The sequence below is a fragment of the Clostridia bacterium genome (assembly GCA_036654455.1).
Lineage (GTDB): Bacteria > Bacillota > Clostridia > Christensenellales > CAG-314 > JAVVRZ01.
This window is the reverse complement of the sequence record JAVVRZ010000001.1, coordinates 81,739-108,705: the sequence shown is the minus strand read 5'-3', so window position 1 is coordinate 108,705 and position 26,967 is coordinate 81,739. Positions and strand designations below refer to the sequence as shown.

Below are 26,967 nucleotides of genomic sequence, written 5' to 3'. Positions count from 1 at the left end.
AAATTTGATGCAATTTAACTAAATTCTCGATATAATTTATCTCATTTAGTAAATTTTTATGTATATCTGTTGTACTATTACAGACATATTATTCTTGATTATTTAGTATTTGGTCAATTCTATTATAAATTTCGTTGCGTCCGCTTTTAGTCGTTGCCGAAGTGACTATAATGTTGCCCTCTCCTATTTTCAATTCGGTAGCAATCGCTCTAACATTTGCGCTTACTTGGCTCTTTGACAATTTGTCGGCTTTTGTTGCAATCACCGTAAAAGGAAGATTACACTTAAAGATATAGTCAAACATTATAAGGTCGTTTTCGCTAGGAACTCGTCTTAAATCTATCAATAGAAATATATGCGAAAGGCGTTTCTCATTACTCAAATATCCGTCGATTAGTTCAGCCCAACTTTCTTTTTCGCTCTTGCTTGCCTTAGAGTATCCATAACCCGGCAAGTCAACAAGAATAAAATTATCATTAATTAAAAAGTAATTAATCAATTTTGTTCGTCCGGGTTCTTGCGAAGTACGTGCAAGCTTGCCATTATTAGTTATAAAGTTAATTAGACTGCTTTTACCTACGTTGGACTTGCCAACAAAAGCAATTTGGGGCAATTCGTATACGGGACATTGCTCACAGTTTGAGCAAGAAACTAAAAATTTGGCTGTTTTAATAATCATTATAGTAACACCGTATCAAATACTTGGGAAATATCGCTAACAAGGACTATTTCAATATCGTCAAGAACTTCTTTTGGTATTTCTTTTAGGTCGTTCTCGTTGTCCTTTGGAACAATAATTTTTCGTATGCCCGCCCTATAACCCGCTAAACTTTTTTCTTTAAGTCCCCCTATTGGCAAAACTTTGCCTCTTAATGTGACCTCGCCTGTCATAGCTATTTTTTTATTGACCGGACGAGAAGAAAATGCGGACATAATAGCCGTAGCTAAGGTTATGCCTGCGCTTGGCCCGTCTTTATGAATAGCGCCCTCGGGGATATGAATATGAATATCAGTCTTTGCAAACGCTTCGGTAGGAATATTATATTCTTTTGCACGAGAACGAACTAAACTTATAGCCGTTCTTGCCGACTCTTTCATAACGTCGCCGAGCATACCAGTTAAAAGAATTTCTCCTTTGCCTTCAAAAAGAGTGACGTCGATGGTTAGAGTTGTACCGCCTACGACCGTCCAAGCTAGCCCGGTTGCCGAACCAATTTCATTTTCAATATCTAAAAAGTCATTTTTAAATTTTGTAAGCCCGAGATAATCTTCAATATTCTCTTTTTTGACTATGGTTTCTTGGGCTTGCCCTTTTACAATTTTTAACGCAACTTTACGGCAAACGGTTGCGATTTCTCGTTCTAATGCCCTTACGCCTGATTCTCTTGTATAGCCTGCGATTACTTGTCTAAGCCCTTCTTCGGTAAAAGTAAGACTATTTTCTTTTAGACCGTGCATTTTTTCTTGCTTGGGAATTAGAAATTTACTGGCAATTTCTAGTTTTTCTTCTGCGGAATATCCGGACAACTCAATTATTTCCATTCTGTCAAGTAGCGCCGGCGGAATACTATCAACGGTGTTAGCCGTGCAAACAAACAAAACCTTAGATAAATCGTACGGAACTTCTAAATAATGGTCGACAAAACTAAAATTTTGCTCCGGGTCGAGAACTTCAAGCATTGCGCTTGCAGGGTCGCCCCTAAAATCGCTTGACATTTTGTCAATTTCGTCAAAAAGAAGAACGGGGTTTGTGCATTTTGCTTGTTTCATCATATATATTACTTTGCCGGGTATTGCGCCTATATAAGTGCGTCTATGACCTCTAATTTCGGCTTCGTCACGAACTCCGCCTAAACTCATACGCACATATTTGCGATTTAGCGCTCTTGCGATTGACTTAACAACGCTAGTTTTACCAACGCCGGGAGGTCCAACAAAGCAAAGAATAGGTCCGTTAAGCCCATTTGTGAGTTGCATAACGGCAAGATATTCGATTATTCTTTCTTTTATTTTTTCTAGACCATAGTGGTCGGCGTCAAGAATTTCTCTGGCTTTATCAAGGTCCTTATTGTCTTTGGTTTGCTCTTTCCACTCTAAGTCAGTAAGCCACTCAACATAAGTGCGAATAACTCCTGCGTCAGGTGAACTTGGCGACATCTTAGACAATCTTCTTACCTCTTTATAGGCTTTATCGGCTATGTCGCTAGGCATTTTTGCTTTTTTAATTTTGTTATCAAGCTCGGTTATTTCGTCTTCGTCTTCGCCGAGTTCTTTACTTATAGCTCTAATTTGTTCTTTAAGATAATATTCTTTTTGTCCCTCGTCAATTTGACGTTTTACCCTTGTCGCTATTTTTTTGTCAATTCTAGCAAGTTCGGTTTCGTTGACAAGAATATTGTATAAAAATTCTAGTCGTTGTTTTGTGTTAACTATTTCAAGAATCTCTTGTTTGTCGCTATCTTTATAAAAAACATCGCTAGCGACAATATTAGTAAATTCATTAGCGTCTTCTATATTAGAAATTTTTAGCAAAGTTTCTTTGCTTATTTTACTAGAATTTACCGCAAGCAACGCTAGTTGTTCACGAGTACGACGTAGCAAAGCCTCAACTTCGGCGTTGACGCTATCGATATACTCAAATGTAGATGCGTTGACTAAAAAAATCTTCTCTGTATCTAGATATTCGTCAATTTTTGCCGTTTGCTCGCCTTTAATTATTATTCTTACATTATCGTTAGATTTGGCTATAACTTGTATTATAGTAGCTATTATGCCTACTTGATAAATGTCGTCTTTTGTTGGATTTTCAACTGCTATACTTTTTTGAGCTACAAGAAATATTTTAGAAGAATCGTCGATGCACTTATTAAGGGCAAGAATTGACTTGCTCCTGCCTAAATCTAAGGATATTACAGTATTTGGAAGCACTACCATACCTCGTAGCGCTATCATTGGCAATGTATAATTCAAGTTATCACCTCTTATCAATAGTCTATATTAGTATTATAAATTAATTTGATTATTATTGCAACAAAAATATGTTAGACTTAAAAAACATATTTTTGTTTAAAAAAAACGGGTTGTATTAACAACCCGAAGATAATTTGTATTTTAAGCGCTTTTGCGAACTATTATTGGTTTGCCCTGACCTACTATACAATCTTTTGTAATGTTTATTTGCTTAATTGACTTGTCATTTGGAGCTTCGTACATAAATTCTAGCAACGCATTTTCAAGTACCGACCTTAGCCCTCTTGCGCCGGTTTTCAGTTCTATACTACGTTTAGCTACGGCTTCGATTGCCTCGTTATCAAATACTAGGTCAATGTTGTCAAGATTGAATAATTTAATATATTGCTTAATTAAAGCATTTTTGGGTTGGGTTAAGATTTGTACAAGAGCTTGTTCGTCAAGGTCGGTAAGTCCAACAATTATAGGCAATCTTCCTACAAATTCGGGAATTAATCCGTACTTAATAAAGTCTTGCGGTTGGCTCTGCCTTACAAGTTCGACTCCGCTAAGATTGTCGTTTGACTTAGAAGCGCTACCGAAACCTAGCGACTTATTAGCAAGTCTTTTTTCGACTATTTTGGATAGTCCTATAAACGCTCCGCCACAAATAAACAAGATATTGCTAGTATCTATGGTGATTAATTCTTGCTGAGGGTGTTTTCTTCCGCCTTGCGGTGGTACGCTTGCTACGGTACTTTCAATTATTTTTAGTAACGCCTGTTGAACGCCTTCGCCCGAAACATCTCGTGTGATAGAAACATTTTCGTTCTTTTTCGATATTTTGTCAACTTCGTCAATATAAATTATGCCTCTTTGAGCTTTTTCTATGTCGAAATTAGCGTTTTGTATAAGTTTTAAAAGAATATTTTCAACATCTTCGCCAACATAACCAGCCTCGGTTAAGGTAGTTGCGTCAGCTACCGCAAAAGGAACGTCTAATATTCTAGCGAGCGTCTTAGCAAGTAGAGTCTTGCCCGAGCCTGTTGGCCCTAGCATTAAAATATTGCTTTTTTCTAGCTCAACGCCGTCGGCAGAACTGCCTAATAGGGCGTCGTTGACTCTTTTATAATGATTGTAAACCGCAACTGATAATATTTTTTTAGCGTTGTCTTGACCGATAACATATTCGTCAAGTTGCTCTTTAATTTGTAACGGAGTAGGCAATTTAAAAGGTTTTGCCTTTTCGTTTTTTGTCTGTTTGGTAAGCAGAGTTTGACAAACCTCAATACATTCGTCACAAATAAATATGTCGTTAGGACCTGCTATAAGCGTCTTGACTTGGTCTTCGGTTCTCAAACAAAAAGAACACTTGTCTTTTACCATTAATTGCTCCTTGTATAAAATATCTTGTCTATTATATTATATTCTTTGGCTTCTTCGGCAGACATATAATAATCTCTGTCGGTGTCTTTAATAATCTTTTCAATAGGCTGATTAGTATTTTTAGCCAAAATATTATTAAGCTTTTGCTTAGTAAGTTTAAGGTGATTTGCCATTAATTCAACGTCGCTTGCTTGCCCCTGCGCACCGCCTAAGGGTTGATGTATCAAAACTTCGCTGTTAGGTAAAGCATATCTTTTGCCTTTTGCGCCAGAACTTAGTAAAAACGCCCCCATACTCGCCGCAATGCCCACGCAAATGGTCGAAACGTCGCACTTTACATAGTTCATAGTGTCGTAAATTGCAAGCCCTGCCGTTACGCTACCGCCCGGACTATTGATATAAATGCTGATATCTTTGTCTGGATTTTTGCCTTCGAGAAAAATAAGTTGAGCGATTATAGTATTAGCTACGTCGTCGTTGATTTCACCCGAAAGAAAGATTATTCGGTCTTCTAACAGTCTAGAATATAGGTCGTAAGAGCGTTCGCCTCTATCGGTTTGCTCTACTACAACCGGCACTAAATATGACATTATTTATCCTCCATTTACTCAAAATATTTTGTTCACGCAAGGAATTAAAAACTTTTTCGGCTAAAATTTGTTCTATTTATTCAAAAGTGTTTTGTTCACGCAAGAAATTAAGAACTTTTTCGGCTAAAATTTGTTCTTTTAAGTAGCTGATATGTTCTTTGCTCATGTCGGCTTTATAGTCTTTTATAGTTTTGTTAGCTTGCTTTGCAAGTTCCTTAATCTTAGCGTCGAGTTCTTTTGCATCAACTTTTAGTCCTTCTGCCTTGATTACGGCTTCTAGCACTAGTCTTGACTCAATAGCTTTTTTTGACCGTTCGGTATAATTTTCTCTAAGTTGTTGCTCGTTTGAGTTGGTATATTTGTAATAATCTGCGATTTTTAACCCTTGATACATTAAATTATACTCAAATTCTTTAACATAGGAGTCAATTTGCGACTCAATCATAGCCTGAGGAATATCCATAACTATATCTTTAATGATTGTTTCAAATAAGTTGTTGTCTTCTTCGTTTGTGGCTTGTTTTTGTCTTTCTTCTGTTAAGTTTTTCCTAATATCGTTTTTATATTCTTCTAGCGTGTTAAATTCGCTGTAATCTTTGGCAAATTCGTCGTCGATTTGTTGAGTTTGTTTAATTTTGATATCGTGTAGTTTAATTGCGAATATAGCAACTTTACCTTTGAGATTTTCAGCGTGATATTCTTCGGGGAACGTTACTGTTATATCTTTTTCTTCGCCCTTTTTCATACCTATAACTTGCTCTTCAAAGCCGGGTATAAATGATTTGCTACCGATAACTAGGGTTTGTTTCTCAGCCGTACCGCCGTCAAATTTAGTTCCGTCAACCGAACCGCTGTAATCGATTGTAACTTCGTCGCCGTCTTCTACGGCTCTATCTACGTCGATTAAACGAGCATTTTTGGTTTGAACGCTTGCGAGTTGTTCGTCGATATCTTTGGCGTTGACTATAACGTCAACTTTTTTAAGTTTTAGTCCCTTATATTTGCCGAGTGTAATTTCGGGTTTAAGCGTAACTACGGCAGTAAACTTTAAGCCATCGCCATTTAACGAATCAAAATCAACTTTTGGCATTTCTACCGGATAAATTTCGGTGTGTTCTTCAAGAACTTTTGAAAAATATTTAGGAAAACTCTCATTGAAAGCGTCCTCAAAAAAGACGTCTGCGCCGTAGGTATTCTCTAAAATTTTGCGTGGAACGTGACCTTTTCTAAATCCCTCTTTGGCATACTTAGACTTGGTCTTATTGTATGCGGACTCAATTTCGGTTTCCCATTCCTCAGCCGAGATGGTAAAGTTTATTGTAGCTTTGCCTTTTTCTAATTTAACTTTGTATTTCATACTTCCTCCAAAAACTTTTTTAGCCTATCAATTCTAACATAGAACATAAAATTAATCAATTCTTTTGAGTTATCTTAGTTGAATAATTGTCCATTATAATGTAGAATAGTATTGAGGTGATATTTATGGCTTACGACTCTTTATCTGTGTCAATTCTAACCAAAGAACTTAATAATATTTTACAAGGCGGTAAAATTACCAAAATTTTTCAGCCCGAAAAAGATGAGATTATTTTAAATATCTTCAACAAGGCAAATTACAAATTGCTCATTAGCGTCAACCCCTCGATAAACCACATTCATTTAGTCGATACAAACAAGGAAAACCCAAAAATTGCCCCGACTTTTTGTATGTTACTGCGTAAATATCTTACAAATGCTTCGATTAGTTCGGTTACGCAAATGCCATACGAACGTTTAATTGAGTTTACTATAAGAACTCACAACGAATTAGGTTATGAGGATACTAAACGCTTAATTGTCGAACTAACAGGCAAAACAGGCAACATCATTCTTGTTCAAGAAGACGATATTATTCTTGATACTCTTAAACGCCTTCCATTAAGTCCCGACAGCGCTAGAATATTACTTAGCGGAGCTAAATATACCTATTTTGAAAAACGTTGCTTATATTCGCTTGACCAAAAAGATAAAATTGCAAATTTAATACAATCTTCGCCCCTACCTATCGACCAGTTATTTAAAGAAAATTTGCTCGGTTTGTCAACTCAAACTGTCGACGAACTGCTTTTTGGCGTAGACGTAAATTTACACACTCTGCAAAACATCAAATTAATTTTAGAAAAAATTGACAAGTTATTATATAATATTGACAACCCTACGCCTAACATTTTATTTGTAGGCGGAGCGCCAAGCGAAGTTTATCCGTTTGATTATCTAAGTGTTAGAGGCGAAAAGGTCTACTACGACACGCTTAACATTGCTCACGAACAATATTATGAGTTAAAAGATAGCGTTATGCGGTTTCGACAACATTCTAAGGCGATTAGTACCACGCTTAAAAATACAATTAACCGCACTGAGAAGAAAATAGGCATTTATTCGCAAGAAATGCAAGAAGCTCAAAAAAATCAAGAGAGTAAAATTTTTGGCGATTTAATACTTTCTAATCTACATCTAATTGGTAAAAACGACAGCTCTATTACAACGGTAAATTATTATGAGCCGAACTGCCAAACAGTAACTATTCCGCTTGACGTTTCAAAAACACCTCAACAAAACGCCCAAGAGTATTACAAGAAATATCGTAAATTAAAAAACACAATTACGCACTCAATCGAATTGATTGAGCAAAATAAGGAACTTCTCAGTTACTGTAACGGCGTTGTTTTAATGCTCAATAATTGTTCTACCTCACAAGAATTAAACGAAATTTATCAAGAACTTGTAGACGCAAAACTAATAAAAGGCAACGTGACCATAACTAAAAATTTATCGGCTACCTCTCAACCCCTTAAATATCAAGTCGGTGATTTTATAGTGCGTGTAGGTAAAAACAACTATCAAAACGAACAATTAGTTAAAACCTCTAAAAATTTAGATTTATGGTTGCATACTCAACAGATACACTCTTCGCACGCAGTAATTTCCACGCAGGGCAGAGAAGTACCGCAAGAAGTTTTGACTACGGTCGGCGAAATAGTAACTTATTACTCTCCCGCTCGCAATAGCGGTAAAACCGTAATAGATTACACCCTATGCAAAAACTTAAAAAAACCCCCTCACGCAAGAACGGGTTATGTCATTTATTCAATCTACAATTCTTTGGTTGTGTGTCCTTGCGCTCACGCAGAACTGCTTATAAAATAACTTTTGAGTAGATTTATCGGTATTTTCTATTGCTAAAATAATCTATAAATTATTTATGTTATAATTAATAATAAAAATTGCCAAATAATAACGACCTAGTAAAAACTATTTGCTAGGTCGTTATTATTTTGTGTTAAAATGATAAAATCCCGATATGTATAAATTTTTATGTTAAATTTATTAAATTAATAGTTAAACTTAATATTAATTATCTAATTGAAAAACTAAATATTCTACTTGTTGAGCTAATTGTTCTATTGTTCCATCATTATTAATAATTTTTGTAGGTTTAATCGGCATTATTTGATTGTTCATAATGTTTAAGATGTTTTCCATCTCAACTTCGTCACGTATTCTAACTCGATTTAACCTAACTTGTAGAGGAGCGTCAACTAACCAAACCTGAGTAAAAATTGAGTCTAGACTGGGTTTATAGGCTGAAACTTCTACAAAAATAGTAGACTCTGGAATTTTTTCAACCTGTTTAAGTAATTCTTCAATAGTTTTTTCAAAAAAAATGTCATTTAATTGTTGATACTTTTGTTTATCGGCAAAAACTTCGCTTCTAAGTTCTTTACGATTTAATGCTCCGTTAAAAATAAACTTTTCGCCAAAAGTAAGTGAAATTAGCTCGGTTATGCTAGGCGAATAAGATATTTCTTTGGCAATTTTGTCGCAATCGAGTACGGGAAAACCTAAATTTTTGACAATTACGCAAGCTGAACTTTTTCCGCTACCTATACCGCCTGTAATTGCAATTAATCTACTTTGCTTCATATAAATTGCTCCCTTCGGCAACGTCGGTTACTAATTTTACGGGTAAACTTACCGCATTTTCCATTTGCCGTACAAGAATTTCTTTAACTATTTCTTTTTCGTCGTTATAGCAGTCAATAATTAATTCGTCGTGTATTTGTAATATTAATTTACTTTTTAGTCGTCTAGCCGTAAGCTCGCTATGAACTTTTATCATTGCAAGTTTAATTATATCGGCAGAACTTCCTTGTAAGGGCATATTCATAGCCGCGCGTTTGCCAAAGTTTTTGAGTTGGAAATTTGCGCTATTAATCTCGGGTATTTGACGACGCCTGCCCAGAATTGTTGTTACGTAGCCTTCTTTTTGGGCTTTTTCTACGCTAGAATCTAGATATTCCTTAATTTTTGGGTATGTTTCAAAATATGTCTTAATATATTCTTTGGCTCGATAAAATGGTATGCCAGTATTTTCTGCAAGACCATAGTCGCTTATACCATAAATAATGCCAAAGTTTACCGCTTTTGCCATACGACGCATTTTATCGGTAACAAGAGCTTTGTCAACTTTAAATATTTCGCTTGCAACTTTTCTGTGTATGTCTTCGCCATCGTTAAATGCCGAAATCATTATTTGGTCGCCCGAAAAACTTGCAAGCAACCTAAGTTCAATTTGCGAATAGTCAGCAGAGATTAAACAATCGTATTTTGGCACAAACAATTTACGTATTTCTATGCCTTGTTCATTTCTTATAGGCAAATTTTGTAAGTTTGGTTCGCTACTGCTAAGCCTACCGGTGGTTGTTAAAGTTTGATTATACGTTGTGCGAATAATGCCCCTATTTATATGAGCCTTTAACCCTTCGATATATGTGCCGTTAAGCTTACTGAGTTGTCTTATCTTGATAATTAGCTCGATTGCGGGGTGAACGTCAAGAAGCCCTTCAAGAACTTCGTTTTCGGTCGAAAAGCCTGACTTTGTTTTGGTTTTTTTACCGCTAGGCAGTCCAAGTTTGACAAATAGAACCTCGCCTAGTTGCTTAGGACTAGCGATGTTAAATTCTTGTCCCGTTAGTTCGTAGACTTGTTTAGTTAGAGAAGCTATCTCTTGATTATATTGCTTGCCTAGCTCGTCAAGCGCTTGAAGATTGATTGCTACGCCTTGTTGCTCCATATCAAATAAAACATTGCTAAGGGGCAGTTCTACATTATTATATAAATCTAATAAATTATCTTTGGCAAGTTGAGACAAGAGTAAATCTTTGATAAATAACTGACCGCTTGCAAAGTTAGTAATCGAGTAATGTTCAAAAAACGCTTGAATTTTGTAAGAACGATATTCTGTTAGATATTGCATTAAGTCAAGGTCATAGACTACGTTATTTAGCTTTGTATCGTACTCGGCAAGCGTAGTGTTTATCGCCTTGCCTCCAAACACAGTCTTAGGAATTGTCCCCTCTATTAGCCCTTTAAGAGCCTCTAACGCCGAATTATAATTGATTCCTTCGCAAAGAAGCGTATCGGCTATGTTAATTACATACTCGGTTTGTTGATTTGTCGCAAGCGAAATATTTTGCCCGAAGTAAATTGAAAGCTCTTTTTGACCGTTAATATATTTGATTACATTTTTAAGTTCGTCAAGCGTGTTAATATTTTTAACTTCGACAATTTGCTTTTGGCTTATAGCGGTTTCTTTGTCAAAGTCAATTCTTTTGATAAGCGAATTAAACTGCAACGCCTCAAACATTTTTTTTGCTTCTTCGCTAAAAGTATAACTAAATTGACTATCTTCTAACTTGCAATCTATATTGACATTTGTGTCGATTGTGGCAAGCCCCCTACTGATATAACAAAGTTCTTTACCATCAATAAGTCTAGTTTTAAGCGAACCAGTTATGTTGTCGATATCGTTGTAAACATTGTCTACGCTAGAATATTTTTCTAGTAGACTCATCGCTGTTTTATCGCCGACGCCGGCAACTCCGGGTATATTGTCTGCGCTGTCGCCTCTTAAAGCTTTAAATTCAATAACCTGTTTGGGCGTTAATTTATAATTTTCAAGCAGAAAAGTTTGATTGACTTGCTCAACTTCGCTAATACCTTTTTTAGTAAGTAGGCAAGTGATATTGTCGTCGATTAATTGAAATAAATCACGGTCGCCCGAAAGTAATAGAGTTTCTACTTTAAAGCGTTTTGCAAGCGTGCCTATAATATCGTCAGCCTCTACGCCAAGCATAGATAATGTTTTAATACCCATAAGTTTAAGCAACTCTTTAAGAATGGGCATTTGCATAGCTAGGTCGTCGGGCATACCTTTACGATTAGCCTTGTACTGCTCGTAAACTAAATGTCTTGCGGTTTTTCCTCGCTCGTCAAAAGCTACGACTAAATTTGTAGGCTTATAATCGGCAAGCATTTTAATAATAATGCTCATAAAGCCATATACTGCGTTGACATTACGCCCTAAATTATCATTTAGGACAGGTAGAGCAAAATATGCTCGGTTGATTATTGAATTGCCGTCGACTAATACAAGTTTCATTTAAATATCCTTATTTACGGTTACTTTTAAACCGCTTATTCTAGCTTCGTCAGCTAGAATGGTTACTTTGTGACTCTCTAACGATGTATCTATAAAGGTCAGCCCTTTATCATAAGAACGTCCGCAAAGCAAATTAACAAATTGATTGATTATATTTTTGTCGCAAGAGTCGTGAATAGACAACGTTGAAACGCTGGGTCTAATTATCTTAGTTTTGCCGGCAAAAACATTAAGCGTTAACTTTCCGCTTATATCATTGCCAAATATTTCGCCTTTTGTACCATATATATGAATTTTGCGGTAACATTTTTTGGAAAAAGCCGTCATAGCAAGCGTTGAAGTGATATCGTCTTCTAATTGCATATTGACAACTTGTTGTTCCATAACATTGTTGTCACAATCAAAAACGCACCTGCCATAGGGCGAAGTTTTTAAACAATTTTTTAATAGTTTTAGCGTTGGTTTAGAACTGCCAGTTACTAATTTTGCATTTACAATCATATACGGAAAAGTATGTTTTGTTATGCCGTAGTAAATTTTTCTAGCTTCATAAGGGCAAGATTTTGCATATTTACAGCCATCTAGGCAGTAATGCGGAGCTTGACTAGGCTTATTTGCCTTAGTAAAATATTCTAATTTGCCTTGACTAGTCAAGTTTAAACATCGTTTACCCGTAAACCAATAAATAATATCGGCGTCGTGGCAACATTTTGCAAGTATTGAGGGCGTAGTTTGGTCGCTTCTTCGCCAGTTACCCCTTACGTAGGAATGTGAAAAATGCCAATAACCTACATTTTCGGTATGATTAATATGAGTAATTTTGCCAATTGCGCCACTTTCGATAATCTCTTTAATTTTGCGGTAGTACGGCGCATATCTAAGGACGTGACAAACTACAACTTTAAGGTTCTTTTCTTTTGCAAGGTTGGCAATTTGCTGACATTCCTCAATACTCGGCGAAACAGGCTTTTCCAAAAGTAAATTATACCCTACGTTAAGCGCCGACATTGCGTGAGCAAAATGGTCTTTATCCATTGTGGAGATAACTAACGCATCGGCAAATTTTCCGCAAGCAAAAAATTCGGCGTCGCTAGTAAAAATATTATTTACTTTCCATTTTTTTGCATAGCTCAATAAAATATCTTGATTTTTTTCACATAGCGCAACTATTTGAACGTCTTTGTTTTTATTTAAAAATTTGCCATAAGTTCTACCACGATTGCCTATGCCTATAATAGCTACTTTTATCATATTTATTCCTCTACCTCTCTATTTTAGCTTATTATTAAGTAAAAAACAAGTCATAATGAAATAATTTACAATAATTATAAAAAATGGGACTTAATAACCAAATTGCAAGTTTGGTAAATTAGTCCCAAAAAGTCTATTGAAATTAATATTATGATTTAATGGAATGGTCAAAAAGAACGGTAAATTCTTCAAGAGGCATTGGACGGGCAAACAAGAAACCTTGTCCATAATTGCAACCTACGCTAATTAAAAACTCAACTTGCTGTATTGTTTCTACGCCTTCGCAAATAACTTCCATATCAAGTTTATCAGCCATTTCAATTACTTTTTGTATAATTATTCTTGCCCGCACAGAAGTTTGTGATTCGCTTAAAAAAGCTCTATCGATTTTTAACACGTCTAGTTTGACTGCGTTGAGCATAGTCAAAGAAGAATACCCCGAACCAAAGTCGTCAACCGACAACCTAAAACCTAGCCCTTTCAAAATTTTTGAAACATTATAGGTACTTTCGGCTGTAACTAATACTGTTTCGGTAATTTCTAGCTCAATTAAATTAGACGGAATACTATACTTATCGACAACTGATTGTATATGCTCGATATAATTTGCTGATTGAAAATGTATACGTGATTGATTTACGGATATAGGCACGCATACTTTGCCTTCGTCTAACCTTTTACGTAGCATTTTGCAAACTTCTTCAAGTACGAAAAAGTCTACTTCGATAATAAAGCCGTTTTTCTCAAAAGTTGGAATAAAATCGGCTGGCGACATAAATCCGTAAATTTTGTTATTCCACCTAACAAGCGCTTCCGCCCCCATTATTTTATTTGTAGTCATATTAAATTTTGGTTGATAGAAAACCACAAATTCGTTAGTTTCTAACGAATTTTCCATAGCTTGTTCTATGCGTTTTTCTTTTTTTAGTTGCTCTTCAAAATTTTTATCAAAGAAAACTATCGGCTCTTTACTATTCTTAACTTCACGCCTTGCTAATTCGGCAAAGTCAATCGCCGAAGATATTGGCATTTCTAAATCATCGTAGATATATACGCCATAGTTAAATTTAAGTCTAATGTCGGTATTGTAGTCGGTATAATTTGCCAAAGATTGATTTAAATTAGCAAGCACAAATCTAATATCGTCAATGGTATTATATTTAAGTAGAATAAAAAAGTGGTCTGCTTTATTTCTTGATACCTTTGAACCGTTAATTTCAAGCTCGCTTACTGCTTTTGCAACATATTTAATAATTTTATCGCCGATATATCTTCCATAATTTTCGTTTATCAAGGCAAAACGCTTGATATCCATAGAAACAATAGCGTAATTTAAGTCGTCTTTGGCATATTGCAATAATTTGGGTATTTCTTCCTCAAATTTATGACTATTCCATAGGCCAGTAAGCTCGTCTATATAGGCAAGGTTGTATATATGTTTATGCAATTTTTTACGCATAATTATAATGTAAATTAAAATTCCAACAACTATAAGAAATAAAACAATAAGAAACATTGCAAATTCAAAGGGATTTTGATAAATTAACTCAGCAAAATCATATCTATCAATCTTAAACATTGTGTGTTGCGTTACAATTTGATTGATATACATTTCGCTTAGAGAAAGAATTTCTTTATCTAATATAATTTGCAACATTGGATTGTCTTTACGAATGCCTAGCGATACGCCGTGGTTAATTGAGTTGGTAAAAAATGCCGTCATACCATTGCTAGCATGTTTAGAAACCTCGTTTGCCGAAAAAGTATCTAGGTAAACTATATCCGCATCGCCTTGTTTAACGGCGTCTATACAATCTTGAACATTGTCATAAAGCAAAATATTCTCGATAGGATAAATTTTATCTAAAAATACTAAGGTTAAATATTGGTCCCTTGGCGTTGCAACTGTTCTTTTTTCATTATGATTTTTATTGCTTGTTACTGCGCTATACTTTAAGTCAAGCAAAGGAGAAGTTATTCTTATGTTATTTTGCTCTGCCCACGAAAAATCTGAGGCAAAATTGCTAATAAATTCAGCTTCGCCGGCATTAAGCATTGCATAGCAATCTTCTGCTGTCGCAACTTCGGTAAAAGCAAATTCAATATCCAGTTCTTTGGCAATTTGCTTTAAAATATCGGCAAGTATGCCTTTGTATTCGCCGTTTTCAAAATAAGAAAGGGGCTTTTGCTTGCCTATGGCTACGGCTTTAATAATAGGATTTTGTTGAAGATATTCTTCTTCTTCAAAAGTTAAGGCAATCCCTGCGCCCGAATTATTACCATAATACTTTTGATATAACGTAGCGTTAAGAAAAGGCGACCTTGTCGCTAATTCTTCTAGCCCTCTATTAAGGTCGTCAAGCAAGTCGTTATTACCTTGTTTAACTACTGCGTAAAAAGGAGAATGATTAAACTTAGCTATAACTTTTTCATAATCGGCAAGCCTACGCAAATTGCTAGTAAGAATTGCGTCGACTTCTCCATCTTCTAATGCTTGTGAAAGCTTGCTTTGTTCGTCAAAAAACTTTTCATTGTAGGTAAAGCCTTTTTCTTCTGCAAATTTTTCAAATTGAGCGTTACGGCTATTGTTGTTAAGAAAACCGATATTCATTCCGTTAAATTCTTCAAATCCATTATAAGTATAATGCGTTTCACCCTTCTTAACGGTAAGAATTATGTAGCTCTGCCCCATATCTTGGTCGGGATAATCAAATATTTTATCCCTTTCTGCATTATACTGAGCCGAAGTTAAAATATCAATTTCGCCATCTATCAACATTTGTTGGGCGTCCTTCCAGGACAAAGGTTCTTTTTTGGAGTTAGTATCTATATAATCATAATTCCAGCCTGTAATCTTGGCTAATTCTTGCAAATATTCGTAACCATAGCCACTGCGACTTATATTGCCTTTATCGTCTGTTGATACATTATGATAACCGTCAAATTCAAAAAACCCTACTCTAAGCGGTTTTCTTTCTTTAAACTTTCCGCTTGGCAACGCATAAACTGAAAAGAACTGTAAAGGAAAAGAGGTCGCTACTAAAATAGCGATTAATACAAGCGATAAAACCCTAAAAAGTTTGTTTAATTTCATTTGTATATGTCCTTTGTAAGCGCCTAGATGTCGACAACTTTACGTCAATAAGAAAGTATCCTACGTATAACATTTTAACACAAATTTCATTAAAGTCAATATCCATTTGTAAAATATTTCTTAATATACAAAAAATATAAAACTGCCTAAATAGACAGTTTTATATATATTTTGCTATTAAATTTATGACTTTAACTGGGTTGATAGTTTATGATTATTAATCTTGATTTTTATTTAAATTAAATATTTCAACCGAATTAGTAATATCTTTTTCTTTTGCCTCATTGCCGTATTTATCAACATCAACCGAATTTTTAGCTCCGTGAGTTAGGCACAATGCGCCATTAATACAACCGCCTTCGCAAGCCATACCTTCAAAGAATTTCGCAGTCGCTCTGCCTAATTTAAGCTTAAACAGTTCGGTCTTACATTCGCTAATACCATTCATAGAAACCGAAGAAACGTCAATACCTAATTTTTTAGCCTGATAAGTAATGCCTTCGACAATTCCTCCGCTCTTTGCAAAAATTCTACCATAGAAAGAACCGTTATTTAGCACAGTATCGCTTAGATGCGCTACGTCAATATCACGAGCGTCTAAAAATGCTTGCAGTTCTTCAAATGAAATTACACAATCAATCGCTCCCCCCGTCTTTGGCAATTTGTATTCTATTTTTTTGCTACTGCACGGACCTATAAAGACAATTTTTGCCGTTGGGTCGGTTGCCTTAATTAACCTTGCAGTTTGTATCATTGGCGAAGCGTTGTTTGAAATGTATTTAGCAAGTTCGGGGAAAAATTTCTCAACATACATTACAAACGACGGACAACAAGAAGTAAGTAACAATCCTTTTTCAACAAGTTCTTCGGTTTCTAAGTGCAGGTCAATGTCTGCGCCTAAGGCAGCCTCTACAACTTGGTGGAATCCTAACATCTTAATGCCGGTTACGACTTGTTCGATGCGAGCGTATTTAAATTGGCTTACAATACTTGGCGCAATTACTGCGTAAACTTTGTAATTTTGATTATTTGCAGATTGTTTAAGTATTTCTATCGTTTGAGTAATTAATGACTTGTCGCTCATTGCGCCGAAAGGACACTGATAAACGCACGCTCCGCAAGAGATACACTTGTCGTTGTCAATTCGAGCTTTTTTATCTTCGCTCATAGAGATTGCGTTAACTTTACAGCTTGCAATACACGGTCTACGCTGTTGAATTATTGCGCTATACGGACATACCTTTACGCATTTGCCACACTCAATACATTTATCTTTGTCGATTACAGCGTGCTTATTAATAATGGTAATTGCATTTTTAGGACAGTTCTCTTTGCAAGGGTGTTGAATACAGCCTCTACACGCATCGGTGACCATAATACCGTCTATTGGACACTCGTCGCAAGCGATATCTATTACTTCAATTACATTGGGGTTGCTTGTGTCGCCACCTAAGGCAAGTTTAATTCTTTCTTGCAAAACTGCCCTTTCTTTGTAAATACAACACCTATTCATAGCCTTAGGACCGGGAGCTATTGTTTTAGGAATATCAATATAAATATCCGCCATATCTTCTCTATCAATGTGTCTAATGACTTCTTTTAAAGTGTTATATTTAAGTAATTGAACGTTTGTATCAAAAATTCTCATTTTTTACCTCTGTAATATATTTTATGATTGTTGTAAAGTTTAATCGTAAAGTACGGTGACTTGTTTGCCTGCTTTTTGCAAGCTCTTTGCGATTGCTTCTACTAATTTTAACTTCATTGTAATATCTATTGGCAAATCTTGGTGGGCAGAATTTATACTTTGCCCAACATAAAAATTAATGTGAGTCGCTTTTTCAAATAAAATATCGGCAAGCAACGAAGCTCCGTCTTGTTTTGTAAAAAATTTAGGCGTAAGGTCGTTGGGAGAAAGATATTTTTCGGCAAGCGAGAGCAATTTCCTTATTGTAAGCACGCCTTCGGTTGCAAGGTCAATGCCCTCAATAGTGGCTATCGGCGGAATATCTTTATCGGGAAAATCAAATTTTGTACGCACTTCTTTGCCTAAGTGTCTAGCTACAATAATTGAACTTGTGCCTCCGCAAACGACTTTTTTACCATTCCCGCTTAAAAACCTATCAATGTAGAAGTCGTCTTTGGTTTTATCTACCGGCGGGCCGACCATAATATCGACTACGAGTTTTTTCCTTATGCGAACGGCAGCTACCGTTGTATCGTCGCCGGGCTTATCTAGATATAAGTCATTGCAGGCGCTTGTTAGCAAACAAGCTATACATCTAGCCGACATACCTTTCTTAATTGTACGGTCTAAATACTCGATAATTTCTTTGCGTTGCCAACCAAAATTAAGTATCATACCTATACCTGCGTGAATTGTGCCGTCCGACATAACAAGAACAACGTCGTCTTCTACTAGACTCAATTTTGTGCGATATACTTTTTTGCCGGAAATAATAAGTTCTTCACGGTCAAAGTCAATACATCTTCCTTCGTGGTAATATATTGCTTGCGGATTGTCAAACTCATACAAAAACCCTTGTCCTTGTTTGTTGACATAAATAACCGAAAAAGTAGAGTAAGCTATGCCTCTAACCTTGCAAACAGGCAAAGTTTGTATGGCTGTTTCTATACATTCCTCTATTGGTATATTATTAGATACCATTGTGCAAAGAATTTTTGAGGTAAGAATTGATAAAATATTGGCTTTAACTCCGCTACCTAGCCCATCGGCAAGCACAAGAGTAGTATAATCACCGCAAATACGACTTTCAACGCTATCTCCACAAAGTTCTTCGCCATTTTTATTTACCGACACAAAGCCGTTTTCTAAAAAAAGTTCCATATTATTCATTCTTACCCTCGGTAAGAACTTTTTTGAGTTTAAGCAATGCAACCTTAGTTTCAGCCGTAGTTTCACCTAGTAAAGACGCTATTTCCTGAGCAACTCTCATTTGATTTTTAATTACGTCGTCGGTTGTAGCTATTGTATCTAGGCGCACTTTTGCAAGTTTTTCGTCATAACTGACTTCGTCGGTAATATCTTTAATTGTGGCAAACATTGCGTTTTGATTAGCTAACGTTACTATGGTAAGTTCGGCATATTTTTTAGTTTTGTCGAGAGTAACTCTCTTTCTATATAAATTTCTATGTTGAGTTTGTGCTAGTAAGAAGTCGGTGGGATTTGCAAATTCGACAAAATCACGCCCTTTAACATTTTGGGTGTTTACGCCTAACAATTCAATAGCCTTAGCATTCATATCTAACACTTTTAAGTCGCTATCCAATACAACAATGCCGTTAGGGCTGTTTTGAATAATTTCGTAAGACATAGTTTCGGCTCGCTCTCTCATAAACGGTAAACACATATCCAGCTCGGCGTAACCGTTAGCTACCGCCCAAGCCTTTTGTCTACACGTAGAATATCCGCAGGCGCTACAATTCAATTCGTCTTCGGGCTTAGTTTTACCAATTTTAGCTAAAATTTCAGTAATTTCGTGGTCGGTAATGGGCTTACTACTGTTTTTAAGTCTAGGATAAATTGTATCTATTCTAATGTCTTCGGGCATTATCTTTGCAGGAGGCAATGCCTTAGAAATATCTTTGGTGACATAACGTCTTATTTCTTCATTTGCCTTGATTGCCTGACCTTTTTTTGTCAAACTGCACGGACCATTTACGCAAGCATATTCGCAAGCGTTAAGTTCGAGAAACATTCCCGACAATTTATCTATATTTTCAAGAATATCCATACATTTATCGACGCCGTCTACTGCCACGTATTCGTATCCGCTAGGCCAATTAGACAACGACTTAATTATTCCCCTATTAATCGGGAAAAATTTAGCCATATTTGCAGGTTGTTCCTGACTAGAAATATTTAAATGCGCTATCTCGCTAAATACAATATTCTTTTCGTCAAATAATTGTTGAAGTTCCTCAAACGTAAGTACGGAATCAATCAATTCGCTCTCTTGCGCTTCACGTTTTTTGGCTATGCAAGGTCCAACAAAAACTATCTTAACATTTTTACCATATTGTTTACGCAATATCTTTGCGTGAGCAATCATAGGAGAATCGACTTCGGCAAGATAAGGCAAAGCTTTGGGGTAATACAGTTGAATTAATCTGTTTACCGCAGGGCAAGCAGAGGTAATAAAATTTTTATATTTGCCAGTTTCAAGTAATTCTTTGTACCTATTGACAACAAAATTTGCCCCTACCGCTGTTTCTTCGGCGTCATAAAAGCCGAGTTTACCTAAGGCTATCTTCATAACCGAAAAATTGTCGACGCCAAAGCTAGACACATACGAAGGCGCAACAGTCACAATTACCTTTGATTTACCGGCTAGCAAAGCCATAACGTCTTTAATTTCGCTATGCACGATTTTTGCGTTTTGCGGGCAAATACAAGTGCATTTGCCACATAAAATACAACGGTCTTCGATAATTTTTGCCTGATGGTTAATAATAGTGATTGCCTTAACAGGACAATTACGCAAGCATTTATAACAATTTTTACAGCTTGCGTCTTTAAAGTCTAAGCAGTTTGTCATAACGAGCCTTTTTCTTTATTAAGAATTGGATAAACATCTTTTAAGAAGATATCTTCGGCATTGTCAATATTGACATTGTGAAGCAACATCTCATCTGCTTTAAGCATTACGCCATTAGCGCAATTTCCTAAGCAAAAGCTTGCTTGTAAATCGACTTGGTCTTCTACGCCGTATTTCTTAATTATCTTCATCATCTGCTGTATAACGTCGTACGAACCTTTTAAGTGACAACTGCTACCTACGCATACTAATAATTTCATCATTATTTAAGCCTCCCTAATATTTCCGTGTCAAAAAACTGTTTAGTTTCTTCTGGCGTCAAATCAAAGTCTTTGCCGTCTAAATTAACGCTTACGCCTTTTGTAGAACATCTTCCTAGACAAAATTTGCCCGACATATCTACTTTATCTTTAAGATTATTGTCGCTGATTAATTGTTGTAATTGCTCTATTATTTCTCTGCTACCTCTAAGGTGGCAAGTTGTACCCATACAAATAGCTAATTTAATCATATTTTTAATCTCCTTATTCAAAATCTACTACGTCTACCCATTTCAAGAGAAATTCTCTTTCTTCGGGTTTGCCCTTAACCGATTGGCTTGCGGCAACTATTGGCAACCATTGTTGTATAGCTTGTTTGGGGGTGTCGCTTTTTTTACAAAACATTTTGAGGTATTTGTCGGCTAAATCTCCGCCTTGTAGCCTAAACAATAGATATGTTCGAGCTACGTCTGCGTTACCGTCGCCTTGCGTTGCGTGCGACCAGTCAAGAATATAAAGTTTTCCGTCGTCACCTACGATAATATTGCTTGGATTATAATCGCCGTGACACAACCTAGCGTGCTTTGGCATACCGTTTAGTCTTGTATGCAATTCGTAACGGATAGTTGCGTCGAGTGTAGTTTCGTCAATTTTTCTATCCATCTTATCTTTTAATTTGTTGAGTAGCGGACATACGCACCCGTGCATAGTCATTTGCAAATCAACAAATAAGTTGAGATATTCGTTTGTTTTTTCGGGATATTTTAACATTAATTTATCTAGCGGTTGACCGGCTATATAATCCATTGTTATTGACCATTTGCCGTCTAGCATATTAACGCTTCTTACCTTCGGTATATTAAGTCCGGTTTGTTCTACTCTTGATTGATTTAAGGCTTCGTTAAGCACGTCTGCCTTAGAATAATCTTTATCAAATAGTTTAATTACAGTTCCGCCGTCTTTATAGATTGTTTTACTTGTTCTAACGGCTATAATTCTTTCTAAATTCATATTTTCCTCCTATTTACCGTAGTAAGCGTTTAGATACATTTGCTTAATTTCTTTCATTAGCGGATACCTTGGATTTGCTCCCGTGCATTGGTCGTCGAATGCTTGTTCAGTCATTTCGTCTAAGCGAGCGAGGAAGTCGGCTTCGTCTACGCCGTAATCTTTAATTGTCATTTTAATGCCAACTTTTGTTTTTAGTTCGTCAATAGCCAGAATTAAATTATCAAGTTTTTCATTGTCATTTTTACCTGAAAGTCCTAAGAAATCGGCTATTTCAGCATATCTTTCTAACGTATGCGGATGGTCGTATTGCGAAAACGTGCCCATTTTTGTTGGAACTTGGCTTGCGTTAAATAGCAAAACTTGGTCAATCATTAATGCGTTAGCTATGCCGTGCGGAAGGTGATGGAAAGCGCCTAATTTATGCGCCATACTGTGACAAACACCCAAAAAGGAATTTGCAAACGCCATACCAGCCATTGTAGCGGCGTTGCCCATCTTTTCTCTCGCAAGTTTGTCGTTTTGACCGTTGTCGTATGCACGAGGAAGATATTTAAATATCATTTTAAGGCTTTGCAAGGCTAGTCCGTCTGTGTAATCAGTTGCAAGTAAACTTGCGTATGCTTCAAGAGCGTGAGTTACGGCGTCTATACCGGAGGCAGACGTTAAGCCCTTTGGAGCTGACATCATCATATCTGCGTCGACTATTGCCATATTTGGCATTAATTCATAGTCGGCAAGAGGGTATTTAACGTTGGTTGTTTGGTCGGTAATTACCGCAAACGGGGTTACCTCGCTACCTGTGCCAGCCGAGGTGGGAATTGCTATAAAATAGGCTTTTTCGCCCATTTTGGGGAAAGTGTAAACTCTTTTGCGAATATCCATAAACCTCATAGCTAAATCCATAAAGTTTATTTCGGGGTGTTCGTACATTACCCACATAATTTTCCCTGCGTCCATAGCCGAACCGCCACCCAAAGAAATAATACAATCAGGTTTAAATTGTTCCATAGCCTTAGCGCCTTCTTCTGCGCAAGCAAGCGTAGGGTCGGGAGCAACATTATAAAACGTCGTGTGAGTTATTCCCAGTTGGTCTAATTTATCGGTAATTGGCTTGGTATATCCATTATTGTAAAGAAAACTATCGGTTACAATAAAAACTTTCTTTTTGCCTAGTACGCTTTTAAGCTCGTCAAGGGCAACTGGCAAACAACCTTTTTTGAAATACACCTTTTGAGGCGTTCTAAACCATAACATATTTTCTCTCCTCTCCGCTACTGTTTTAATGTTAAGTAGGTGCTTTACGCCTACGTTTTCGCTTACGCTGTTACCGCCCCAACTGCCACAACCTAATGTTAGCGAGGGTGTAAGTTTAAAGTTGTATAGGTCGCCTAAACCGCCGTGCGAGGAAGGAGTATTGATTAGACAACGGCAAGTCTTCATTCTTGCCTGCCATACTTCTATTTTACCACAATTATTTATTTCGTCAATGTAAATCGAGGAAGTATGTCCGTATCCGCCATCGGCAATTAAACGTTCCGCTTTATAAACGGCGTCTTCAAAGTCTTTAGCTTTATACATTGCAAGAACAGGGCTAAGTTTTTCGTGAGCAAATTCTTCGCTAAGTTCTACGCTCTCGACTTCGCCAATTAATATCTTTGTTTGGGGGTCTACGCTAACTCCGGCAAGTTCGGCAATTTTATAAGCAGATTGACCTACTATCTTTGAGTTTAACGAACCGTTAATTATAATAGTTTTGCGTACCTTTTGCGTTTCTTCGGGATTTAGGAAGTAACAGCCTCTTGCGCTAAACTCTGCCTTAACCTGCTTATATACTTTGTCAAGCACAATTACTGACTGTTCGGAAGCGCATATCATACCATTATCTAATGTTTTTGAGTGTATTATGGAGTTTACCGAAAGTAAAATATCGGCTGAATCGTCGATAATTGCCGGAGTATTGCCTGCGCCTACGCCGATTGCAGGTTTACCGGAGCTATAAGCCGCTCTTACCATACCCGGGCCTCCGGTTGCAAGAATAATGTCAGCTTCTTTCATAATTTGTCCCGAAAGTTCTACCGTAGGTTCGTCTATCCAACAAATAATATTTTGCGGAGCGCCGGCTTTTATCGCAGCGTCAAGAATAATTTTAGCCGCCGCAATCGTAGATTTTTTAGCACGAGGGTGAGGACTAAAAATAAGACCATTGCGAGTTTTTAAGGCAAGTAAAGCCTTAAATATAGCCGTTGAGGTTGGATTAGTCGTAGGAATTACGGCTGCGATAATGCCTAATGGCTCGGCAATTTTGGTTATGCCGTAAGCCGAATCTCTTTCAATTACGCCACAAGTTTTTGTATCCTTATAGGCGTTATAGATATATTCGGCGGCATAGTGATTTTTTATAACTTTATCTTCTACAATACCCATACCGGTTTCTTCTACCGCCATTTTTGCAAGCGGAATTCGAGCCTTATTTGCAGCCATAGCGCTAGCAAAAAAGATAGCGTCGACTTGCTCTTGGGTAAATTTAGCGTATTCCTTTTGCGCCTGTCTACATTCGTCTAAGCGACGAGAAAGCGTTTCTTGGTCGTTTACTATGTAATCTTTCATATATACCTCAACTTTATATTTTTAGTCGTTTTTAAGTATTTCTGCTAACCTTTGCGATAATACAGCAAGAGAAGCCGCCATATCTTCGTTTTTTATTGCAATATTGCTTGGCGTTACAAGGTGAATTGGGGCAAAATTCCAAATTGCCTTTATACCTGATTTTATCATTAAGTCGCATACTTCTTGCGCCCCTTCGGCAGGAACGGTTATGATGCCGATTTTTATATTAAGTCGCTTAACTAGGTCGGGCAAGCGTTTAACCATAAATATTGGCTTACCCTTTGGGTCTACGCTAAGCATATCCGCATTACTGTCAAATGAAGCTACAATATTTAATCCATAATTAGCAAAGCCCTTATAACTTAGCAAAGCTCTACCTAATTTGCCTACTCCAACAAGAATCGCTTCGCTTATATTGTTGTATCCTAAAAAATTAGATATTTCTTCAATTAAATCAACTACGCAAAACCCGGTCTTAGGTTTACCGCCATCTACGCTTACGCTAGCTAAGTCTTTGCGTACCGAGATTGAGTTAAGCCCTAATTTATCGGCAATTGTAGTTGAAGAAACACTTTCTATCCCCTGCTGTTTAAATTCTCTAAGTAGCCTTAAATATGATGGTAATCTTTGTAACCCTTCTTGTGAGATGCCTTCCATCGCAGTCCCTCCTATATTTAATAGATATTTTGTTATCGATAATATAATATCAATTAGATAAATTATTGTCAACTAATTTTAGGCATATTTTTACAAATATTTACAAATTTGCGTACTGCCTATAAGTTAAATCTTAGCTAATTTTAATAGCTTATTTTAAGTTGTTATTTCATATTATTTTTAGAATTGAAAAACAAAAAGCCTAAGTAAATTACTTAGGCTTTAACTTGAAAAATTATTATTAAGATATTGATTAGCTAGCGACTGATATTTCTTCTTTGTTTAAAAATTTAAATACAATAGCCGACAATGCTCCTCCTATTAACGGCGCTACAATAAACAACCAAACTTGCGATATTGCGACTGTTCCGCCACCGAAAAGTAAAGCCATTAACGCCGGTCCAAAGCTACGAGCGGGGTTGACTGACGTTCCGGTTAAATTAATACCGATTAAGTGAACTAAGGTTAGAGTCAATCCTATTACCACCCCTGCGATTGCGCTATGTTCTTTTTTAGCAGTAACGCAAAGTATTGTATAGACGAATACAAATGTAAGAATAATCTCCACGCCTAAACTTGCAAAAATGCTACCGGCTGACGAAACTCCGTTAATATATCCGTTAGTTGCCCAAATAGCAATATTGAAGTTAGCTAGCGTTAAAAGACCATATAATGCGCAAGCTCCCAAAATTGCTCCCAAAAACTGCGAAACTATGTATACAAAAAATTCTTTTAGCGACATTCTTTTAGCGATAAGCATACCTAGCGAAACCGCAGGATTGATGTGACAGCCCGAAATACCGCCTATTGAATACGCCATAGCTACAATTACCAGCCCGAAAGATAGCGCAGTTGCGACTACATCAGCCTTAGTTACAACAGCTACGCCACAAGCGAAAAACACTAGCACAAAAGTACCTAAGCACTCGGCAATGGCTTTTTTTGTTAAACTCATAACATTCTCCTTATAAGATATATTGATAAATTTACAATATTAATTTTAACGTTCTTCTTCGTTTATGTCTTTTGACAGTTCTTTTTGTTTGTCGACAAAGGCGTTAGCTATTGCACGCTGTTTTTTGGTAACTGCTTTAAAATCTGTGGGTTGATTGATAACAACTTGCGGAAAAGGAATATTGACGCCGTTCTTGTCAAATATAATCTTTATCTCTCTATTTAAATCACGAATAGTTTGAAATTTGTCTTCTTCTTTGCACTTTGCAACCAATCTTATGATTACTCCGCTATCCGCAAGCGAATTGACGCCCTTATAGTAAGGTCCGTCGCAAATTGCCGGTATGCGGTCTTTAATTTGAGTAAGATTAGCGTTGATAATATTCTCCACTCGTTCGATTGACTCGCCATACTCAATAGCTACGTCGCATAGAGCTATTGATAAATCGTTTGTCATATTTACAACAGTACGAATGTCAGAGTTGCTTATTACCTTAGTATCTCCGCCTGCGTCGAGAATTTTTGTATTTCTAATGCCAATTTCGGTAATAGTTCCTCTAAAACCATCAATTGTAACAATATCGCCAACTTCAAAAGTTTTCTCAAAAATTATAAATAATCCGGCGACAATATCTTCGATTAAACTTTGGCAACCAAGACCAATGACTAAGCCTAGTATACCTACGCTAGCAAGTAACGTTGCCGTATCTACGCCCCACAAGTTAAGTACTGCGATGATTAAAATAATTGCCGAAATGTACTTCACAGCGCTATCGATTAAGTTTACTACCGACTTACCTTTGTTTATCTTTGACATAATGCCTTTAAGAATTAATCTAATGACATAGGATATGGCAAGAATAACTACTATGTAAGTTGCAGTATTGATTATTGTAGGTAATTTAATTTCTACGCCGTCAAATAAATTAAGAATGGTACCTACTGTCTTAGTAAATAAGGCGTCTTCGCCAAATATTTGTTTGCTGAATACGCCTAAAACGAAAAACGCAAGTAAACCAACGCATAGTATACATTGTAATATAAACAACGCTTTTTGTTTTCCGGTTTTTTTATTCCAGTAAGTTTTAAATTTACCGTCGCTTTTTTTAGCGTTTACGCTTTTTTCTTCCATAATTTTCTCCTATAAGCCTAAGCTATAATTTATAAT

Annotated in this window: 20 protein-coding genes; 1 reads left to right on the top strand and 19 read right to left on the bottom strand. The window is 36.4% G+C overall.

Going from position 1 to position 26,967, the window contains the following annotated elements:
- Positions 1–88: 88 nt before the first annotated feature.
- The 5 genes from yihA to tig all read right to left on the bottom strand — a co-directional run bounded on the left by yihA (position 89) and on the right by tig (position 6,282).
- The gene (yihA, locus tag RR062_00505) at positions 89–679 is read right to left on the bottom strand and encodes a ribosome biogenesis GTP-binding protein YihA/YsxC (GenBank protein MEG2026207.1); all 591 of its coding nucleotides are present in this window, start codon (positions 677–679) and stop codon (positions 89–91) included.
- Positions 679–2,970 carry an endopeptidase La gene (gene lon, locus RR062_00500; GenBank protein ID MEG2026206.1) on the bottom strand — a complete coding sequence of 764 codons (2,292 nt, stop codon included), beginning with the start codon at positions 2,968–2,970 and terminating at the stop codon, positions 679–681. The genes yihA and lon overlap by 1 nt, the downstream gene beginning before the upstream one ends.
- 141 nt (positions 2,971–3,111) lie before the next feature.
- Positions 3,112–4,335, bottom strand: a complete 1,224-nt coding sequence (gene clpX, locus RR062_00495; GenBank protein MEG2026205.1) for an ATP-dependent Clp protease ATP-binding subunit ClpX — start codon at positions 4,333–4,335, stop codon at positions 3,112–3,114.
- Positions 4,335–4,925, bottom strand: coding sequence for an ATP-dependent Clp endopeptidase proteolytic subunit ClpP (gene clpP / locus RR062_00490; protein ID MEG2026204.1), 591 nt, complete (start codon positions 4,923–4,925; stop codon positions 4,335–4,337). Before clpP ends, clpX begins: the two co-directional genes overlap by 1 nt.
- Positions 4,926–5,001: 76 nt before the next feature.
- Positions 5,002–6,282: a trigger factor gene (gene tig / locus RR062_00485; GenBank protein MEG2026203.1), complete on the bottom strand. Its 1,281-nt coding sequence runs from the start codon at positions 6,280–6,282 to the stop codon at positions 5,002–5,004.
- A gap of 125 nt (positions 6,283–6,407) precedes the next feature.
- Between tig and RR062_00480 the strand changes: the two genes are divergently transcribed.
- Positions 6,408–8,111, top strand: a complete 1,704-nt coding sequence (locus tag RR062_00480; protein ID MEG2026202.1) for an NFACT RNA binding domain-containing protein — start codon at positions 6,408–6,410, stop codon at positions 8,109–8,111.
- A gap of 204 nt (positions 8,112–8,315) precedes the next feature.
- Here RR062_00480 and coaE read toward each other — a convergent pair whose 3' ends face one another.
- From coaE to RR062_00410, 14 genes are all read right to left on the bottom strand, one after another.
- Positions 8,316–8,888, bottom strand: coding sequence for a dephospho-CoA kinase (gene coaE, locus RR062_00475; protein MEG2026201.1), 573 nt, complete (start codon positions 8,886–8,888; stop codon positions 8,316–8,318).
- Positions 8,875–11,406, bottom strand: coding sequence for a DNA polymerase I (locus RR062_00470; GenBank protein ID MEG2026200.1), 2,532 nt, complete (start codon positions 11,404–11,406; stop codon positions 8,875–8,877). The genes coaE and RR062_00470 overlap by 14 nt, the downstream gene beginning before the upstream one ends.
- The gene (locus RR062_00465) at positions 11,407–12,657 is read right to left on the bottom strand and encodes a Gfo/Idh/MocA family oxidoreductase (protein MEG2026199.1); all 1,251 of its coding nucleotides are present in this window, start codon (positions 12,655–12,657) and stop codon (positions 11,407–11,409) included.
- Between the two features lie 148 nt (positions 12,658–12,805).
- On the bottom strand, positions 12,806–15,751 hold the full coding sequence (locus RR062_00460; protein ID MEG2026198.1) for an EAL domain-containing protein: 2,946 nt from the start codon (positions 15,749–15,751) through the stop codon (positions 12,806–12,808).
- A gap of 217 nt (positions 15,752–15,968) precedes the next feature.
- Complete coding sequence (locus RR062_00455; protein MEG2026197.1) at positions 15,969–17,399, bottom strand: 4Fe-4S dicluster domain-containing protein; 1,431 nt, start codon at positions 17,397–17,399, stop codon at positions 15,969–15,971.
- Between the two features lie 39 nt (positions 17,400–17,438).
- Positions 17,439–18,599 (bottom strand): SpoIIE family protein phosphatase, encoded by a 1,161-nt coding sequence (locus tag RR062_00450; GenBank protein ID MEG2026196.1) that lies wholly within the window; start codon positions 18,597–18,599, stop codon positions 17,439–17,441.
- Position 18,600: 1 nt separating this feature from the next.
- Positions 18,601–20,310 (bottom strand): [Fe-Fe] hydrogenase large subunit C-terminal domain-containing protein, encoded by a 1,710-nt coding sequence (locus RR062_00445; GenBank protein MEG2026195.1) that lies wholly within the window; start codon positions 20,308–20,310, stop codon positions 18,601–18,603.
- Positions 20,307–20,573 (bottom strand): (2Fe-2S) ferredoxin domain-containing protein, encoded by a 267-nt coding sequence (locus RR062_00440; GenBank protein ID MEG2026194.1) that lies wholly within the window; start codon positions 20,571–20,573, stop codon positions 20,307–20,309. The genes RR062_00445 and RR062_00440 overlap by 4 nt, the downstream gene beginning before the upstream one ends.
- Positions 20,573–20,818, bottom strand: coding sequence for a (2Fe-2S) ferredoxin domain-containing protein (locus tag RR062_00435; protein MEG2026193.1), 246 nt, complete (start codon positions 20,816–20,818; stop codon positions 20,573–20,575). The genes RR062_00440 and RR062_00435 overlap by 1 nt, the downstream gene beginning before the upstream one ends.
- Positions 20,819–20,834: 16 nt before the next feature.
- Positions 20,835–21,581 carry an aminoglycoside phosphotransferase family protein gene (locus RR062_00430; protein MEG2026192.1) on the bottom strand — a complete coding sequence of 249 codons (747 nt, stop codon included), beginning with the start codon at positions 21,579–21,581 and terminating at the stop codon, positions 20,835–20,837.
- A 9-nt stretch (positions 21,582–21,590) separates the two neighbouring features.
- Positions 21,591–24,188: a bifunctional acetaldehyde-CoA/alcohol dehydrogenase gene (gene adhE / locus RR062_00425; GenBank protein ID MEG2026191.1), complete on the bottom strand. Its 2,598-nt coding sequence runs from the start codon at positions 24,186–24,188 to the stop codon at positions 21,591–21,593.
- A 21-nt stretch (positions 24,189–24,209) separates the two neighbouring features.
- Entirely contained in the window at positions 24,210–24,845 is a 636-nt protein-coding gene (locus RR062_00420; GenBank protein ID MEG2026190.1) for a redox-sensing transcriptional repressor Rex, read from the bottom strand.
- A gap of 253 nt (positions 24,846–25,098) precedes the next feature.
- Entirely contained in the window at positions 25,099–25,800 is a 702-nt protein-coding gene (locus tag RR062_00415) for an MIP family channel protein (protein ID MEG2026189.1), read from the bottom strand.
- A gap of 45 nt (positions 25,801–25,845) precedes the next feature.
- The gene (locus tag RR062_00410) at positions 25,846–26,931 is read right to left on the bottom strand and encodes a mechanosensitive ion channel family protein (protein MEG2026188.1); all 1,086 of its coding nucleotides are present in this window, start codon (positions 26,929–26,931) and stop codon (positions 25,846–25,848) included.
- Between the last annotated feature and the right edge of the window lie 36 nt (positions 26,932–26,967).